Source organism: Dyella silvatica, from assembly GCF_026283955.1.
GTDB lineage: Bacteria > Pseudomonadota > Gammaproteobacteria > Xanthomonadales > Rhodanobacteraceae > Dyella_C > Dyella_C silvatica.
The window spans coordinates 1-15384 of record NZ_JAPDPE010000126.1; the positions used below are offsets into that span (position 1 = coordinate 1).

At 63.4% G+C, this 15384-nt stretch carries 11 protein-coding genes; 2 read left to right on the forward strand and 9 right to left on the reverse strand.

The features are described 5' to 3' along the window. Positions 1 to 58: 58 nt before the first annotated feature. The 3 genes from OUZ52_RS19265 to OUZ52_RS19275 all read right to left on the reverse strand — a co-directional run bounded on the left by OUZ52_RS19265 (position 59) and on the right by OUZ52_RS19275 (position 2741). Positions 59 to 634, reverse strand: a complete 576-nt coding sequence (locus tag OUZ52_RS19265) for a hypothetical protein (RefSeq protein ID WP_266160163.1) — start codon at positions 632 to 634, stop codon at positions 59 to 61. Between the two features lie 108 nt (positions 635 to 742). Further along, entirely contained in the window at positions 743 to 1372 is a 630-nt protein-coding gene (locus OUZ52_RS19270) for a 2-hydroxychromene-2-carboxylate isomerase (RefSeq protein WP_266160164.1), read from the reverse strand. A 34-nt stretch (positions 1373 to 1406) separates the two neighbouring features. Next, positions 1407 to 2741, reverse strand: a complete 1335-nt coding sequence (locus OUZ52_RS19275; RefSeq protein ID WP_323135377.1) for a replication-associated recombination protein A — start codon at positions 2739 to 2741, stop codon at positions 1407 to 1409. Positions 2742 to 3066: 325 nt separating this feature from the next. Here OUZ52_RS19275 and OUZ52_RS19280 point away from each other — a divergent pair, with 325 nt between their 5' ends. Further along, positions 3067 to 4716: a winged helix-turn-helix transcriptional regulator gene (locus OUZ52_RS19280; RefSeq protein ID WP_266160165.1), complete on the forward strand. Its 1650-nt coding sequence runs from the start codon at positions 3067 to 3069 to the stop codon at positions 4714 to 4716. An 18-nt stretch (positions 4717 to 4734) separates the two neighbouring features. Here the strand turns inward: OUZ52_RS19280 and OUZ52_RS19285 are convergent, their stop codons facing one another. From OUZ52_RS19285 to OUZ52_RS19310, 6 genes are all read right to left on the reverse strand, one after another. Continuing rightward, positions 4735 to 6132 (reverse strand): DUF3999 family protein, encoded by a 1398-nt coding sequence (locus OUZ52_RS19285; protein WP_266160166.1) that lies wholly within the window; start codon positions 6130 to 6132, stop codon positions 4735 to 4737. Further along, the gene (locus OUZ52_RS19290) at positions 6122 to 8884 is read right to left on the reverse strand and encodes a DUF2339 domain-containing protein (protein WP_266160167.1); all 2763 of its coding nucleotides are present in this window, start codon (positions 8882 to 8884) and stop codon (positions 6122 to 6124) included. Before OUZ52_RS19290 ends, OUZ52_RS19285 begins: the two co-directional genes overlap by 11 nt. A gap of 190 nt (positions 8885 to 9074) precedes the next feature. Then, positions 9075 to 9758: a YoaK family protein gene (locus OUZ52_RS19295; RefSeq protein ID WP_266160168.1), complete on the reverse strand. Its 684-nt coding sequence runs from the start codon at positions 9756 to 9758 to the stop codon at positions 9075 to 9077. 9 nt (positions 9759 to 9767) lie between these two features. Beyond that, a complete protein-coding gene (gene lolA, locus OUZ52_RS19300) occupies positions 9768 to 10433 on the reverse strand; it encodes an outer membrane lipoprotein periplasmic chaperone LolA (protein ID WP_266160169.1) in 666 nt (221 codons plus the stop codon). A gap of 111 nt (positions 10434 to 10544) precedes the next feature. Next, entirely contained in the window at positions 10545 to 12875 is a 2331-nt protein-coding gene (locus tag OUZ52_RS19305; RefSeq protein ID WP_425493887.1) for a DNA translocase FtsK, read from the reverse strand. An 89-nt stretch (positions 12876 to 12964) separates the two neighbouring features. Further along, positions 12965 to 14029 (reverse strand): alanine dehydrogenase, encoded by a 1065-nt coding sequence (locus tag OUZ52_RS19310; protein ID WP_266160170.1) that lies wholly within the window; start codon positions 14027 to 14029, stop codon positions 12965 to 12967. Positions 14030 to 14276: 247 nt separating this feature from the next. Between OUZ52_RS19310 and trxB the strand changes: the two genes are divergently transcribed. After that, a complete protein-coding gene (trxB, locus tag OUZ52_RS19315; RefSeq protein WP_266160171.1) occupies positions 14277 to 15242 on the forward strand; it encodes a thioredoxin-disulfide reductase in 966 nt (321 codons plus the stop codon). Positions 15243 to 15384: the final 142 nt, after the last annotated feature.

Consider the following 15384-nt stretch of genomic DNA (forward strand, 5'->3'; position numbering starts at 1 on the left):
CGGCGGCGGCCATGCGGATGGTTCCCGCCCTGCCCTCTGGCGCGCAAGGCGAGGCGAATCAGGCCGGCTTGTGCTCGGCGCGGCCCAGCCACCAGGCCATGGCGGCACCGGCAAGCAGCCAGCCGATAAGTTGGGTGGCCAGTGCGGCCAGGGTGAAGTCGAGTGGAAAGCGGTACCAGTTCCAGTACGGCACCATGGCGCTCAGCCAGGCAAATAGGGCCACTGCGGCGGCAATGCCGATACGGCGGGCAAAGCTGAAGGCCGCCAGCCCCATCACAAAGGCCAGCGCAAGCGCGGACAAGGTGTCAGAAGCCCATTGGCGGCCCAGTTGCGGCCCCATCTGGGTCAGGTCGTCGCCTTGCGGCAGGTAGACCACCCAGGCATAGGGCGAGGCCTTGGCTTTTTCGGCATAGGCATGCACGGCGGCCGGGTCGCTCATTTTTTCGGGCGCCAGCGACGGCAGCATATACACCCCGCTTTGCATGCCCAGCCCCTGCTGCAGGCTAGTGAGCACGGTGTCTTCGGCCACCGGCAGTTTCATGCCGATGCTGCCCAGCCCCAGCAGCATGTGGGCGACCGCGCCCCAGACAAACATCAAGATACCGCCGATCAAACCTGCGATGAGCACACGCATGATTCGCCCTCCCCGGTTCCAACCTCGTTGGTGAGGCGAATCTATGCCTGCGGCTTGAGCGCTCGCAAGGGCGCTCGCAGCAGTGTCGATAAAGGCCGCTGAGGCGGTTTAAATACGTCGCGCAACGGCCATCGGCAGCGACACCACATGCTGCATTTCCGGCGCGTCCCACAGGGCCGGGTTATCCAGATAGGCCAAGGCGAACGCATGGGCGTCATCGCCCCAGAACAGACGGCCATCCAGCGACAGCGTCGGTACGCCAAAGACGCCTTCGGCCAGGGCCGCGTCATAGTTAGCCTTGAGTTGCGCCTTGACCGCGGGGTCGGCAATAGCGCCAGCGATATCGGCGATACCCAGCCGCGCCGCCAGCGGCGCCAGCGCTTCGGCGCTGTCACCTGCCCGGCCTTGCGCCCAGATCCACTCGAAGATCGCATCGACCGCCGCTACGCTGCTACCAGCGGCAATACACAAACGCAACGCAGCGATCGGATTGAACGGATGCGCCGGTGGAAAGCGCAGTGGCTGCCGTGCCTGTTGCGCTCGCCACACTACATATCGATAAGAGAACTCGCGTTTGCTGGGAATTTCAGCCGGCCCTTTGTGGCCGTAGTGATCGAGCAGGCCCGCGAACACGATGGGCCGCAGCGTCACCGGCTGCGATGCGGCCAACGCTTTTACCTTGGGCCAGTGCAGCCAGGCAAAGGGCGAAATAAAGTCGAAGTACCAAACGATGGACATGGCATGACCTCAAAGACCGCGGGGGAGATCTTAATTACTTGGCGCGCGCCTGCCGCCGCGCCTGACGCAGGCTTACTAGTTTTTCGCGCAGTTTAAGTTCCAGTCCGCGCTCGACCGGCTCGTAGAACACGGTGCCATCCAAAGCGTCGGGCAGACATTGCTGGTCGAGCGCGATACCGCCTTCGGCATCGTGGTCGTACTGATAGCTTTTGCCATAACCAAGACCTTTCATCAGCTTGGTCGGCGCATTGCGCAAATGCATCGGCACATCGAGGGTGCCGGTTTCGCGGATCACCGCACGCGCCTGGTTATAGGCCACATAGGCGGCGTTGCTCTTGGGCGCAATCGCCAGCCAGATCGCCAGCTGCGCCAGCCCCAGCTCGCCCTCGGGGCTGCCGAGCCGCTCGTAGGTATCCCAGGCATCCAGTGCCATGCGGGTCATGCGTCGCGCCAGATACAGCGGATCGACGCCGCCATCGAGCATGCGGCTCAGCCAATACACCGCCGCATCGGGATCGGACGAACGCACGGATTTATGCAGTGCGGAGATCTGGTCGTAGAACTGCTCGCCGCCTTTGTCGAAACGACGGGTGCGGTCGGCCAGCACCTGGGTCAGCGTGGCCTCGTCGATGTGCCGTTGTTCGGTACCGTTGTCGTCGGCCAGCTCGGCGGCGATTTCCAGCAAGGTCAGTGCGCGGCGCACATCGCCATCGGCGGCCTGGGCAATCATCCGCAGCGATTCGCCGGCCACTTGCAAGTTCAACTCGCCCAGCCCGCGCTGATCATCGGCCAGGGCGCGTTGCAAGGCGGCGACGATGTCATCGATCGACACCGATTCCAGCACGTGTACGCGGCAGCGTGACAGCAACGCCGAGTTCAATTCGAACGAGGGGTTTTCGGTGGTGGCACCGATAAAAATGATGATGCCTTTTTCGATATGCGGCAAAAAGGCATCTTGCTGGGTCTTGTTGAAGCGATGCACCTCGTCGACAAACAACACGGTGCGACGCCCGTGGGCGAAATTGGCCTCGGCTTCGGCCAGCGCCTTGCGCACCTCGGGCAAGCCGGACAGCACCGCCGAGACGGCGCGGAATTCGGCATCGGCATAACGGGCCACCAGCAGCGCCAGCGTGGTCTTGCCGCAACCGGGCGGCCCCCACAGCACCATCGAATGCACCCGGCCGGCTTCCAGCGCGCGGCGCAGCGCCTTGCCCGGCGCCAGCACACGGTGCTGACCGACGATTTCATCGAGACTGCGCGGACGCATGCGCTCGGCCAGTGGCTTCAGCTCGTCCGATTCAGAGCCAAACAAGCCCTGGCTTTGGGGATTCAGTGTGTCGCGGCGTGGCATCGGCAAATGATACGGCATGTCTCCGCAGCGGATGGGGCACGCCAGCGAAGCTCGCCGTGGATGCCGGTCGCTTTTTCAGCGCGACCGAGGTTGACTCGACGTTGTCGTCACATCGCAGGGCTTACAGATAGCGGCATGTTGCAGGGGCGGCGGCAGCTCGCCGGGGGCTTGCCCATGGCAGGGGTCGGTGGGCTCTCGCAGGGCATGCCGGTATCGGCATAACACGTACAACGGCCGCCCTATGCCGCGCCCCGACAGTGACCTGCGGCACTGCCGCAAAGTTGCCCGGCTTATCCATACTCGCTAGCCCTTTGATGAAAGCGAGCCACCTTCGGACGCGCATGTGAATCGGCCACATTCAAACTCCGGCCAGCGGGGAAGCGCCACCTCGGACAGCCCGTTCACCGACGTCACGTTCTGGTGTGCCGGTGATCTGTGGATTGATCTGTCGCGGCATCGCCTGGAGCGCCTGGGCGAACGCGTGCCGTTGCCAGAGATCCCTTTGGGCGTGCTGTTTTACCTGTGGGAGCGGCGCGGGCAACCGGTGACGCGCAGCGAGCTGCACGCACGCTTCTGGGCCGCGCAGGAGCAGGATAGTTTCGAGCGCAAGCTGCATACCACCATGCGCAAACTGCGCCAGGCGATTGACGATGACGCCCGCAGCCCACGCCTGATCGAGAGCATGGATGGCGGTGCTTATCGTTGGATCGGACCGCATCCTCAGCCGGTCAGGAGCAAGCGAGGCGGCGACGCTTTCGGGGCGGCTGATGGCGATGAATCAGCACCGTCGATCCCAGCCATCATGCTGGTGCGTTCATCGCGCTGGGCCACGCTTGCCGTGCTTGGCATCGCGCTGGCGATGGCCCTGCTGACCTGGCAATCGCGTTCGCGCACGGCGATCACCATCACCCTGCCGCTGACCACCGCCGCCAGCCACACGCTGCGCGATTTTTTGCTCGATCGCTTGGCGCATCTGCCCGATCTGGCTCAGGTGCGAGTGGAAAATACCGACCGGGCCGATGCGCCTGCGGTCGCCACAATTGACGACGGCTCGCAAACGCATGCGGTGCCTTTGCAAAACAATCCCGAGGCAGCTGAAGAGTTGCTGGTCAGGGCCGCCATGGTCAGCACGCCGCGCCATGACCTGTACACGGCGGCCCGGCTCGCCCAGGCCCCACACGAATGGCTGGAGGTGTCCAGCCAACTGGCGACGACGCATCTCGACCATGACGCCGCGCAGCGTTCGATCGCACAGCTCGCCCGGGCCGCCGCTTTACAACCCGGCTACAGCAGCGCCTGGCTAGCCTTGGCGCAAGCGCATATCGCGCTGGCCCGTCAGCAAGACCCAGGCGATGAGCATCAGCAGTGCGCACGCATCGCCCTGCGTCGGGCTATCGATGCCGACCCTCGCTCGCTGCTGGCCATCGTCACGCTCGCCAATCATCTTTATTGGCATCAATGGGACGCGACCGCCGCCGAACGCTGGTTCGCCATTGCGCAAACGGTTGCACCGCGTGATCACCGCGTGCAGCATGCCGTGGCCTGGAAGGAGCTATCTCACGGCAACGCGACGCTGGCGTTGGCGCAGATGACCGCGGCCGCCAGCGCCAACCCGCTCGACAGTGAACTGCAATCGGATTGGGGTTGGTTTTACTATCGCACCGGCAATTTCGAAGGCGCGGTGCGGCAATGCCGCCGCGCCGCCGGCCTGGCCAAACCCGACCCGTCCGCCAGCGAATGTGAGTTGCGTTCGCTGGCGATGTTGCATCGCTTTGATGAAGCCTGGACGCTTTTGAGCGATACGCCACCGGCCTGGCTAAGCCCCGGCGCCAAGGCGCGATTAAGCCTGCTACCGCCGCAACGTGCCTATGGCGAAGCCATGCTCAAATCCATGCGCGAACGCGAGCCGGTGGCGCATCTGATCGGCAGCACTCCCGAGCTGAGCGTGCTGCGCCAAGATCCGGAGCTGGCGCCGTTGTTCGCGCCGCCCTAAACCTGCGCCTGCTGACGATCAGGGTGCGGTCGTATCCTCTTTCGAACCGTCGCCTTTGGAGCCACGGCGCAGCAGGCTGAAGGCCATCGCCGCCACCATCGCGGCGCCCGCCACCAGCACTACCCACAACAGTGGGCGAGTCCAGTCGTAAGGCACCTTGGGTGCGTTGAGCGCGGCGATACCCGCAGCATCGACCGGCTCACCCAAGCTGGCCGCCGGTGGCTGCCAGTCATCGCTTTGCGTCGCGCGCAAACGCTGAAGCACCGCATCGACCGGATAGTCCGCACGGCGTGCCGCATAGCTGCCGGCAAGCAAACGATAAGGCGCGGGGCCTTCGGCCAGAAACACAAACGTATCGGGATGCCAGCCCACTTGCAGGCTGGGCGACTGCGACAGTGGCGTGTCGGTATGCAGGCGAAGCGTCGTCGCCCGATGCGTATCGAAACGCGCGACGTCGCCACCGGCAGCATCGCTTTGCACACGGACGGCGGTCAGCGTGCCCAGCGGCGACCACGAAGCGTTGTCGCCGCTGTTGGCCGACACGCTGAAGCGGGCGGCGGTATTGGCTTCGGCCATGACCGCGCGCACCGCCTCCACCGGCAGCGCGCCAGGCAGGCGGTAGTCGTAGTCGGTACCGCCAGCGGCGGATTTGACCGTGACGGCGGCTTGCAGCGGCAGCCATTGCAAGGAGGCATAGCGTTCGGCGGCGGCATCGCTGAAGCTGCCGGTCAGGGTGACCTCAGGCTCTTGCCCGACGCTCCAGGGCGCCTTGCCATCGAGCAAGGTCAGCCGGTAATAACGGGCCGGGCCACCTTCGATGGCAATCGTGCGCTGATCGACAGCGTCGTCGCCACGCGCACTGCGCGTCAGCGTGGTGCTGTCGGAAAGCTCGCTCCACGTTTGCAAGTCGTTGCTGGCTTTTACCTCCACACTTAAGCGCATATCGCCCAGCGTTTCAGGCAATAGCAGCTCGATATGATTGATGGCGACAGCCTTGCGCGCGTCGATCAGCCATTGCATCGGCTGGCTTTTGGCAACGTTGGCGGGGGGCTGCTCGATCACAATGTCGCCATTGCTATTGCGCTGCACGCGCACGCCTGCGGCGGCATCGCTGCCGCCCGGCACCGGCAGCAAACGCGTTTTCAACTCATACGGATGCACCTGCGGCGGGGCTTCGGGCATCGGCGCAAAAGAGACTTCGCGGCCCAGCGCATTGACCACTACCAGGTCGCGCAGCTCGGCCGAACCCAGCACATGGGCGTACACCGACGGCGTCAGCACCAGCCGATAAGCCTCGCCCTTGGCTTGCGTCTGCAAGGGATAGGCATAGGCGTATTCATTGTCGGCTGCCGCATGAGCGCCTAGCGCCACGGTCAGCAGGGCCACCGGTATCAAACAACGGAAATCAAAGCGCATCGGTGGATTCCTTGGACGGTGCAGGCGATGACCGGGGCGGTGCCGGCGCGAAATAACCAATGACCGTGCATAGCAGGCCATAAGCGATAAAGGACGAAATGCCAAACAGATTGCCCAGGTGGCCGCGATCGACCAGCAACAGTTTGAGCAGCACCACACCCATGGTGACGGCACCGGCCAGCCACAGCATGCGCTGTCGACGCAGCGAACCGCCGATCCAGGCCAGCACGCCAAGCACGCTCCACACCACGGTAAGCGACATTTGCGCCAGGCTCGACGAGACCATTTCATCGCTCCACGGCACGCCGCCCAGATGATGCACCGCGCGCAGCGTGGCGCTGGTGATAAAGACCATCGCCACGATGCCGAAGATGGCTGGACGCAAGCGCCGTACCCCGGCCGGTGTCGCGGCATCGGCCGACCAATAAGCGAAGCAAGCGAGAATCGCCAACAGCAACAGTTCCAGCGGATTCAACAGCGGCAGGTAACGCAGGGGCGCCGCATTGCCATCGGTCAGCAGACCCAGCGCAAACACCAGCGTCATCACCGCCAACAACGAGTACATCAGCAAACGGCGCATGTCGCCCCTTTGAGCTGGCAGCGGTGCGGCCAGCCAGCCCGGACGTTGCAAGGCGATAAACCACAGCAGCAACGCTGGTGCCGAAACCAGCAGCCCGCGCCATGCATCCGCCAGCCAAAAACTGCTGCCGAAAGCGACCAGAATCGCCACCCCCGCAAGCATCGCCCAACGCCACCACCAGCCCAGTTGCGCCAGGATGGCCGGCGTCGGGTAATCACGCAGACAAGCCAACATGCGCCAGCCCAGCGCGGCCGTGGTCGCCACGGCAAGCAACAGCCAGCCATGGAGCGGCTGCCAGCCGCTGATAAAACAGGTAAGCACCGGCAGCAGCGACAGCCAGGTCAACAGCGGCGCACTGAACGCCACCGCCTGAGCCAGTTCGACCCTCGGTTTGCGGCGGGCGACTTCGGCGACCGCCCACGCGCTGACGACCAGCAACATCCAGACCGCGGCAAGTTCGGCACGCCCACTGAGTACGCGGTCGATTTCCGCGGCAGCGGCACCCAGCCACCACAACATGCCCCAGACATAAAGCAGCACCGACATCGTGCGCATGCGCCAGGTCGCCTCGGCTTGGCGCTGGTACAGCCAGCTGCTGGCCCAACCACCGGCGACAATCAGCATGGCGCCGATAAAGTCGCGATTGAGCACGGGCAAGCCGATCTCAGCGGTTGAACGGCTGTACGCATAGATCAAGGCGATCGCGGCAAACACCTGCAAGCCCAAGCCGCACCAGCGCGGAAAACCGCGGCCTTGACGCAAGCCGAGCCAGATCAAGCCAGCACCCTCAAGGGCGAACACGCTGGCGGTAAGGCTGGCATCCAACGCCAGCGGCACCGCCAGGGTGGCGAACCCAATCGCCAAGACCGCCCAGGCGTCGCGCAGCACACCGAATCGCCGATGATCGCGCACGCTCCAGGCGACCGCGATGTAAATCACCGCGGCGACCAACGCCGAGATCGCCAGATCGGTACCCTGCCAACGCAGCAGCGCCCCTTGTAGCAACAGGCTGATCAAAGGATTGCCGAACAACAGGCTGCCGTCGATCAAGGCCTCGCGATCGCTGCTGGTGCGGCGCAGGTAAAGCCACGGAATAATCAGGTAGAAGAGGAAATTGAGGATTAGAAACGGCTCGGTACTGGCGAACAGTTCCGGGCGATAACTCAGCACACCCCAGGCCGTACCAATGCCAAAGGTGGCGATAAAGCCGAGCAGGTTCAGCACCCGCCACGCGCGCACCCAGGCAATCGCCAACACCGCGAGATTGAGCACGGCGTAGTAGCTGAACAAAGCCACATGGTTGCCGTGCCCGGTCGAGGTCAGAATCGGAGCCGCAAAACCGGCCAGCAAACCCAGTACGGCCAGGGCCAGCGACTCCTGCAACACAGCCAGCAAGCCGACCCCGGCAATCAAGATAATCAACAGGGCGAACGCTGCCATCGGCGGCAATAAATCGTACAAGCGAAACGCGGCAAAAATGGTAATCACCAGCACGCCGATCGCCCCGCCCTGCAAGGACAAGGCAAACCCGCGCCGCTGTTCACGCTGACGCCAACCGAAAAACAGGGCGGCCATCGCGGCCAAGGCCACGGCGCACACGCGCAGCTCGATCGGTATCTTCAACATGCCGCTGTCGGCGGCGTACTTGAGCAAGGCCGCCACACCGGCGAACAACACCAGCATGCCGATCTTTACCGGCACATTGCCTTCGCTGAGCCAGCCCCAGGCGCGCTGCCACAGCAACTCGCCAAAACCGGGACCACGCGGCGGCAGCCGCGGCGGCTCGGGCATGTCGGCATCGAGTGGACTGGGCTTCAGCGGTGGCGACGCTACGGAAACCGGCCCGATAGTTACCGCCGGTATCGGTGGCGGCGCAGGCGCTGCGGCGGCTTGCTCATCGTCGTCCAGCGAGTGCTCAAGCGGCAGCGTGGCCGGATCAGCCGGGCGCCATGGCTGCGACACCGCCTCAGGCCGGGTACTTGGCAGGGGCCGAGCGGCGGTGCCGGATTCGGACAGTTGCTTGAGCGCCGCCTTGACCTCGCCCAGCGAGCGGGACACGCTGGAAAGCCGCCCCCACAACAGGCCCAGCAAGGCACCCACGGCGGCGGCAAACCAGCTTTGCTCCAGCCACACGCACGCAATGACGCCTATGAACATCCATATCAGATACATGCCCTCTCCCTTCCCCTAGTAGGCGGTACGACCCGTCGCCAACCAGAGCCGTCATCGCACGAGGCCGCATCTTACAGTTTTGATACAAAAACAAGTGTTCAAATGATGTTCTAACTAGGGCCTGTTCACGCTATTCGCGTAGCCCGCGCCGCGCTTCGGCGCGTCATTTCCCAAGCGAGGGCTTTATCGCTCAACCTCGGTGGTCGCCCGGGATACTCATCCGGCGATGGCGATAAATGGCGTAAACCAGCCCACTGACTCCCGTCAGCAAGGCCGGGATCAGCAAGGTACGCTCTTGCAATACATTGAAAAGCAGCGAACCCACCGTGGCGCCAGCCAAAAAGCCACCGGCCACGACCAGACAAACCTGGATACGCAGCGCATCCACCTCCAGCCCGCGGAGACGTTGACCGATATAGATGCCCAAATCGGTAAAAATGCCGGAAAGATGAGTCGTACGAAACGTAGCGCCGCTATACGTGCTGACCATTGCGTTCTGCAAGCCGCAGGCGATCGACGCCAGATAGAGACCGCCGTCGTTGCCGTGATGAATCAAGGGCACCGCAGCGAACAGCAGCAGTGACTCGACCATCAAGGCAATGCCATAGCGGCGACCAAGCTTGAGGGTATGTTGCTGCACGATGAAACCGCTGAGCACAGCGCCACCGACAAAAGACAGGATGGCCAGCAGCCAATGTATTGCTTCGGCCGCATTGGCCTCGGCAAGCGCGGTGCCCAATAGCGTCGTGGTGCCGGTGAGATGGGTAATCGCCTGATGGCGAAAACCCATGAAACCGACGGCATTGATCGTGCCGGCGATCAACGCCAGCAAGCCGCCGCCAAACCAGGCCCAGCGGGGCAGCTGGCGTAACACGGGGCGGGATCAGTCTTTAAGCGGCTGGGTGGTAAGCACCGGGGCGTCACCCACTACATCGGTGCCTTTGGGTGGCACAAAATTAAATGTCGAAGGCGAAATCGGCGGGTTGCGCTGCCAGCCGGCAAAACGAATGGTCGTGGTGGCGCCCAGCTGATCGCGAAACACCATGCGCGCCAAACCGTTGGCATCGAAGCCGAGATCGGCATAGTCAAACTGCGGGTCTTTGCCGTTCGAGGTCAGGCGCAGCCAGCTCAAGCCGTCGCGATCGCCCTGCTCCACCACTTTGAAGTCGCGGTCCATCTGCTTGAGATCGGTAATCACCGTCAACGGGCTGTGCGCCTCTTCGGTGCTTTGCACGCGCACGGTGACTTGCTCCAGATCCGGGTCGTACATCCACACGCGGCTGCCGTCGGCGACGATGGTCTGCTTGTACGGTGCGGTGGTTTCCCAGCGAAATTGCCGCGGCGCTTCCAGCGACAAAGTGCCGGAGCTGGACTTGCCCGGGCCGCCGTTGGCGTCGGTCAGCGATTGGGTAAAGCTGCCGGTCAGCGAGTGCAAGCCGTTGGCAAACGCATCAAGCTTGGCGCGGGCCGGACCGGCCGCGGCCTGGGCCACGCTGCATAGCGACAGCGCGATGGCGGCGGCAAAGCTGGCAAAGGCTAGACGTTTCATGAGGTCCTTGATTTTCGTATCCACGATAGCGGCGCAGTGTGCGGCGCGATGGCTTAATGGAAGGCGTTGCCCGCTGGCCTCCCCCTGCCGGCAGGGGGAGGTACCACGGCATCAGTTCTTTGGCGGCGGCGGCGCCAGCACTTCGCGATTGCCGTTGTGCTGCGGGGCGCTGACCACGCCGTCTTGCTCCATCTGCTCGATCAATCGCGCGGCGCGGTTATAGCCGATACGCAAATGACGCTGCACGCCGGAAATGGAAGCACGGCGGCTTTCGGTAACGATGCGTACGGCCTTGTCGTAGAGCTGGGCCTCGACGTCGCCACCGCCCTCTTCGCCATCCAGCGGCAGGCCGGAATCATTGATGAACTTGCCATCGCTGGTGGCCTGGACTTCTTCCAGCACGCCTTCGATGTAATTCGGCGAGCCTTGCGAACGCAGCCAGTCGACCACGTGATGCACCTCGTGATCGTCGACAAAGGCACCGTGCACGCGCTCGGGCGTGGCGGTACCCGGCGGCAGGTAAAGCATGTCGCCATGACCGAGCAGGGTTTCGGCGCCGCTCTGGTCGAGAATGGTGCGCGAGTCGATCTTGGACGACACCTGAAACGCAATACGGGTCGGGATATTCGCCTTGATCAAGCCGGTGATCACATCCACCGACGGGCGCTGGGTGGCCAGAATCAAATGCACGCCGGCAGCGCGCGCCTTTTGCGCCAGGCGCGCAATCAGCTCTTCGACCTTCTTGCCGACAATCATCATCATGTCGGCGAATTCGTCGATGATGACCACGATATAAGGCAGCGGCTCCAGCGGTTCGGCGGCCAGATTGGGCATATCCGGATTCGGCCGGAACAGCGGATCGAGCAATGGCTGCCCGGCGTTCTCGGCCTCGCGAACTTTTTTGTTGAAGCCGGCCAGGTTACGTACGCCCACCGCCGCCATCAGCTTGTAGCGGCGCTCCATCTCGGCGACGCACCAGCGCAAGGCGTTGGCGGCTTCTTTCATGTCGGTCACGACCGGCGCCAGCAGATGCGGGATCTTGTCGTAAACCGACAGCTCCAGCATCTTCGGGTCGATCATGATCATCCGCACCTCTTTCGGGCTGGACTTGTACAGCAAGCTCAGCACCATCGCATTGACCGCCACGGACTTACCGGAGCCGGTGGTACCGGCGACCAGCAAATGCGGCATCTTGGCCAGATCGACCACGGTCGGCTTACCGGCAATGTCTTTGCCCAGCGCCAACGCCAGCGGCGACTTCAGCTGGTCGTATTTGTCGGAACGCAGAATCTCCGACAAATAAACGATTTGCTTCTTGGTGTTGGGAATTTCCAGGCCGATGACGTTCTTGCCCGGAATCACATCGACCACACGCACGCTGACTACCGAGAGGCCACGCGCAATATCCTTGTCCAGGCTGGACACCTGCGAGCCGCGCACACCAGCGGCCGGCTCCAGTTCAAAACGGGTAATCACCGGGCCGGGGTAAACGCCCACCACCTTGGCCTCGATCTTGAAATCCTTGAGCTTCAGCTCGACCTGGCGCGACAGCACCTCAAGGGTTTCCTCGGAGTAACCAGGCCCCTGCGGCGGCGCTTCGTCCAACAGCGACAGCGGCGGCAACTCGCCCGGCAAGGCGGCGCCGGTGAACAGCGGAATCTGGGTTTCTTGCTTGGCGCGCTCGCTTTTGACCACCGGTGCCACCGGTGCCTCGATACGCACTGGCTCGCGCTTGGCCTGCTTGACCGCCTCGACCTTTTTGACCACTTCGCGCTCGGCGCGCGCCTGACGGGCGGCCAGCACCTCGGGCGCCTCGCGAAGCTTGTCGCCAAACCAGCTGCCCAGCTTGACCACCGCCTGGCCGGTCAGATCCATCAGCTTGAACCAGGACAGCCCGGTAGCAAGCGTGACCGCGATCAGAAACATCGCCAGCAGCAGCAATGGCGCGCCCTTATCGCCCAGCGCATGCAGCAATCCGTTACCGACCCAGCGACCGACGATACCGCCGACCCCTTCGGGCAGCACTGGATCGTCGTGAAAATTGAGCCACGCCAACGCCGGCGCGGTAATAAAGAAGAAAACAAAACCGATCAGCCGCAGCGACGGCTCCCACGGCTGCACCGTGCGAACGCCGCGGTGGCGCAGCACCTGCACCCCCAATACCAGCAGCAGCAAGGGAAAGAAATAGGCCACCAGGCCAAAGATATAGCGCAGCAAATTGGCGATGTTCGCGCCGACCGCACCACCGAAATTACTCGCGTGCTCGGCCGTGCTGGCATGCCCCCAGCTGGGGTCTTGGTCGTTGTAGCTGAACAGACAGGTCAGCAGGTACAAGGCCAGGGGCAACAGCAGCAACGCGCCGGCCTCGCGCAAACGGCGCTTGAGCTCCTCACTGAGGCCCGCCTTCTCGACTTCTTTTTTGACGTTCGCGCTACGCGCCACCGGTTGGGGTTTCCTCAATGTCTATCATCTGTTGTAGCTGATGGCGCCGGGGGCGTGTGTTGCCACACGCCCCCGGCGCCTTGCGCGATTTAGAGCATACCCTTGAGCGCCGGATGTACCAGCTCGCCGCCATCGACGTTGATACCGCCGTGCAGCGGGGCGAACTCGCGCCATTCCTTGCCGCCGGCCAAACGCTGGACGTAGGGCAGGATCGCCGCCGAAATGGCCACCGACGAGGTCTGCGGCACCGCGCCCGGCATATTGGTGACGCAGAAATGCGTCACGCCGTGCACGTCATAGGTCGGCTCTTTCCAGGTGGTCGGCTTGGAGGTCTCAAAGCAACCGCCCTGGTCGATCGAGATATCCACCAGCACGCTGCCCTTCTCCATCGTCTGCACCATGGCATCGGTCACCACGCGCGGCGCCTTGGCGCTGGGGATCAGCACCGCACCGACGACGATGTCGGCATCGGCCACTTCTTCGGCCACCGAAGACTCGTAGGCGTAAAGCGCGGTCACGTTCGGGCCCATCGCCATCATTTCGGCGAGGCGGTCCTGGCGCTTGTCGAAGACCACCACGTTGGCACCGGCGGCAGCGGCGAGCGCGGCAGCGTTACCACCGGCAGCGCCGGCGCCGAGCACCACGACCTTGCCGCGCGGGGTGGAGGCCATACCGCCGAGCAGCTTGCCCTTGCCGCCTTGCGGACGGTGCAACAGCGTGGTGCCGATCTGGGTGGCGATGCGGCCGGCGATAACCGACATCGGCAGCAGCAGCGGCAGGTTGCCGTTCTCTTCCACCGACTCGAACGCCACACCGGTCAGGCCGATGTCGAGCAGGCTGCGGGTCAGTGCCGGCTCAGCCGCCAGATGCAGGTAGCAGAACAGCAGGTGATGCTTTTTGAGCAGGGCGAGGTCGCCAGCTACCGGCTCCTTGACCTTGACGATCAGCTCGCCGGCCTCGTACAGCGCAGCGGCATCGGGCACCAGCTTGACGCCGACGCGGGCATAGGCCTCGTCGGAGAAGCCGCTTTTTTCGCCTGCACCAGCCTGAATGAACACTTCGTGGCCACGGCGGACCAGGTCAGCGGCAGCGGCGGGGATCAGGGCAACACGACCCTCGAGGGTCTTGGTTTCGGAGGGAATACCGATACGCATGGGGAATTAGGAATCCTGTAGGGGTCGTCGCAAGGGTGTGGTTACAAATGAAGCCGTTAACAAATCTAGTGATGCCAGGCATCGAAACATCTATTGGGTCCGCCTACGCCTTGAATCGGCTGCCTGTCTTCCCCATCCTTGCGGGTTCCAACGCTGCTCCGTGGACCTTGAAGCGGGTTTAGGAAACCATTGCAAGGGTTGGAGCGAAATGTGATTCAAGCTGCCAGCAAACCCAAGGATTATAACCATGAGTACCCCCAAGCACAGCCGTCTGCTGATCCTCGGCTCCGGTCCCGCCGGCTACACCGCCGCCGTGTACGCTGCGCGCGCCAACCTCAAGCCGACGATGATCACCGGCCTGCAGCAGGGCGGCCAGCTGATGACCACGACCGACGTGGATAACTGGCCCGGCGATGTCGAGGGTTTGCAGGGACCGGTGCTGATGCAGCGCATGGCCGAACATGCCGAGCGCTTCAACACTGAGATGATTTTTGACCACATTCATACCGTGGATCTCAAGCAGCGCCCGTTCCGACTCAAGGGCGATTCGGGCGAGTACAGCTGCGACGCACTGATTATCGCCACCGGCGCCACCGCCAAGTATCTGGGCATCCCCAGCGAAGAGAAGTTCAAGGGCCGCGGCGTATCCGCCTGCGCCACCTGCGACGGCTTCTTCTTCCGCGAGCAGGACGTGGTCGTGGTCGGCGGCGGCAACACCGCCGTGGAAGAGGCGCTGTACCTGGCCAATATCGGCCGCAAGGTCTACCTGGTACACCGCCGCGACAAGCTGCGCGCCGAAAAAATCATGCAAGACAAGCTGTTCGAAAAGGCCGCTGCCGGCAAGATCGAACTGGTCTGGAACCATGCCATCGACGAAGTGCTGGGCGATGATTCCGGGGTGACCGGCGTGCGGGTGAAAGACGTCAACAGCGGCGTCACCCGCGATATCGAAGCCACCGGCTTCTTCGTCGCCATCGGCCACACCCCCAACACCGGCATCTTCGAAAGCCAGTTGGACATGCGCGACGGCTACATCAAGATCCGTACCGGCCTGGAAGGCATGGCGACGATGACCTCGGTGCCCGGCGTGTTTGCCGCTGGTGACGTAGCCGATCATGTCTACCGCCAGGCGGTGACTTCGGCCGGCTTCGGTTGCATGGCAGCGCTGGATGCCGAGCGCTGGCTGGATCAGCAGACCCCGGTAAGCAGCTGATACGCAGTCAAGCCTGCTGACACCCTCTCTCCCACGTGCTTTATTGCATTCGGGAGAGAGGGCCAAGGCGGATGCAGCGGCTGGTCTTCCCATGCCCGATGACCCATGGCCTTTCACTCCCGGCGCCGCATGATCGAAGCCC

Coding starts and splice junctions, on each gene's coding strand:
- OUZ52_RS19265 (WP_266160163.1), bottom strand. CDS start 634: ATGCGTGTGCTCATCGCAGGTTTGATCGGCGGTATCTTGATGTTTGTC.
- OUZ52_RS19290 (WP_266160167.1), bottom strand. CDS start 8,884: ATGTATCTGATATGGATGTTCATAGGCGTCATTGCGTGCGTGTGGCTG.
- trxB (WP_266160171.1), top strand. CDS start 14,277: ATGAGTACCCCCAAGCACAGCCGTCTGCTGATCCTCGGCTCCGGTCCC.
- lolA (WP_266160169.1), bottom strand. CDS start 10,433: ATGAAACGTCTAGCCTTTGCCAGCTTTGCCGCCGCCATCGCGCTGTCG.
- OUZ52_RS19275 (WP_323135377.1), bottom strand. CDS start 2,741: ATGCCGTATCATTTGCCGATGCCACGCCGCGACACACTGAATCCCCAA.
- OUZ52_RS19270 (WP_266160164.1), bottom strand. CDS start 1,372: ATGTCCATCGTTTGGTACTTCGACTTTATTTCGCCCTTTGCCTGGCTG.
- OUZ52_RS19285 (WP_266160166.1), bottom strand. CDS start 6,132: ATGCGCTTTGATTTCCGTTGTTTGATACCGGTGGCCCTGCTGACCGTG.
- OUZ52_RS19310 (WP_266160170.1), bottom strand. CDS start 14,029: ATGCGTATCGGTATTCCCTCCGAAACCAAGACCCTCGAGGGTCGTGTT.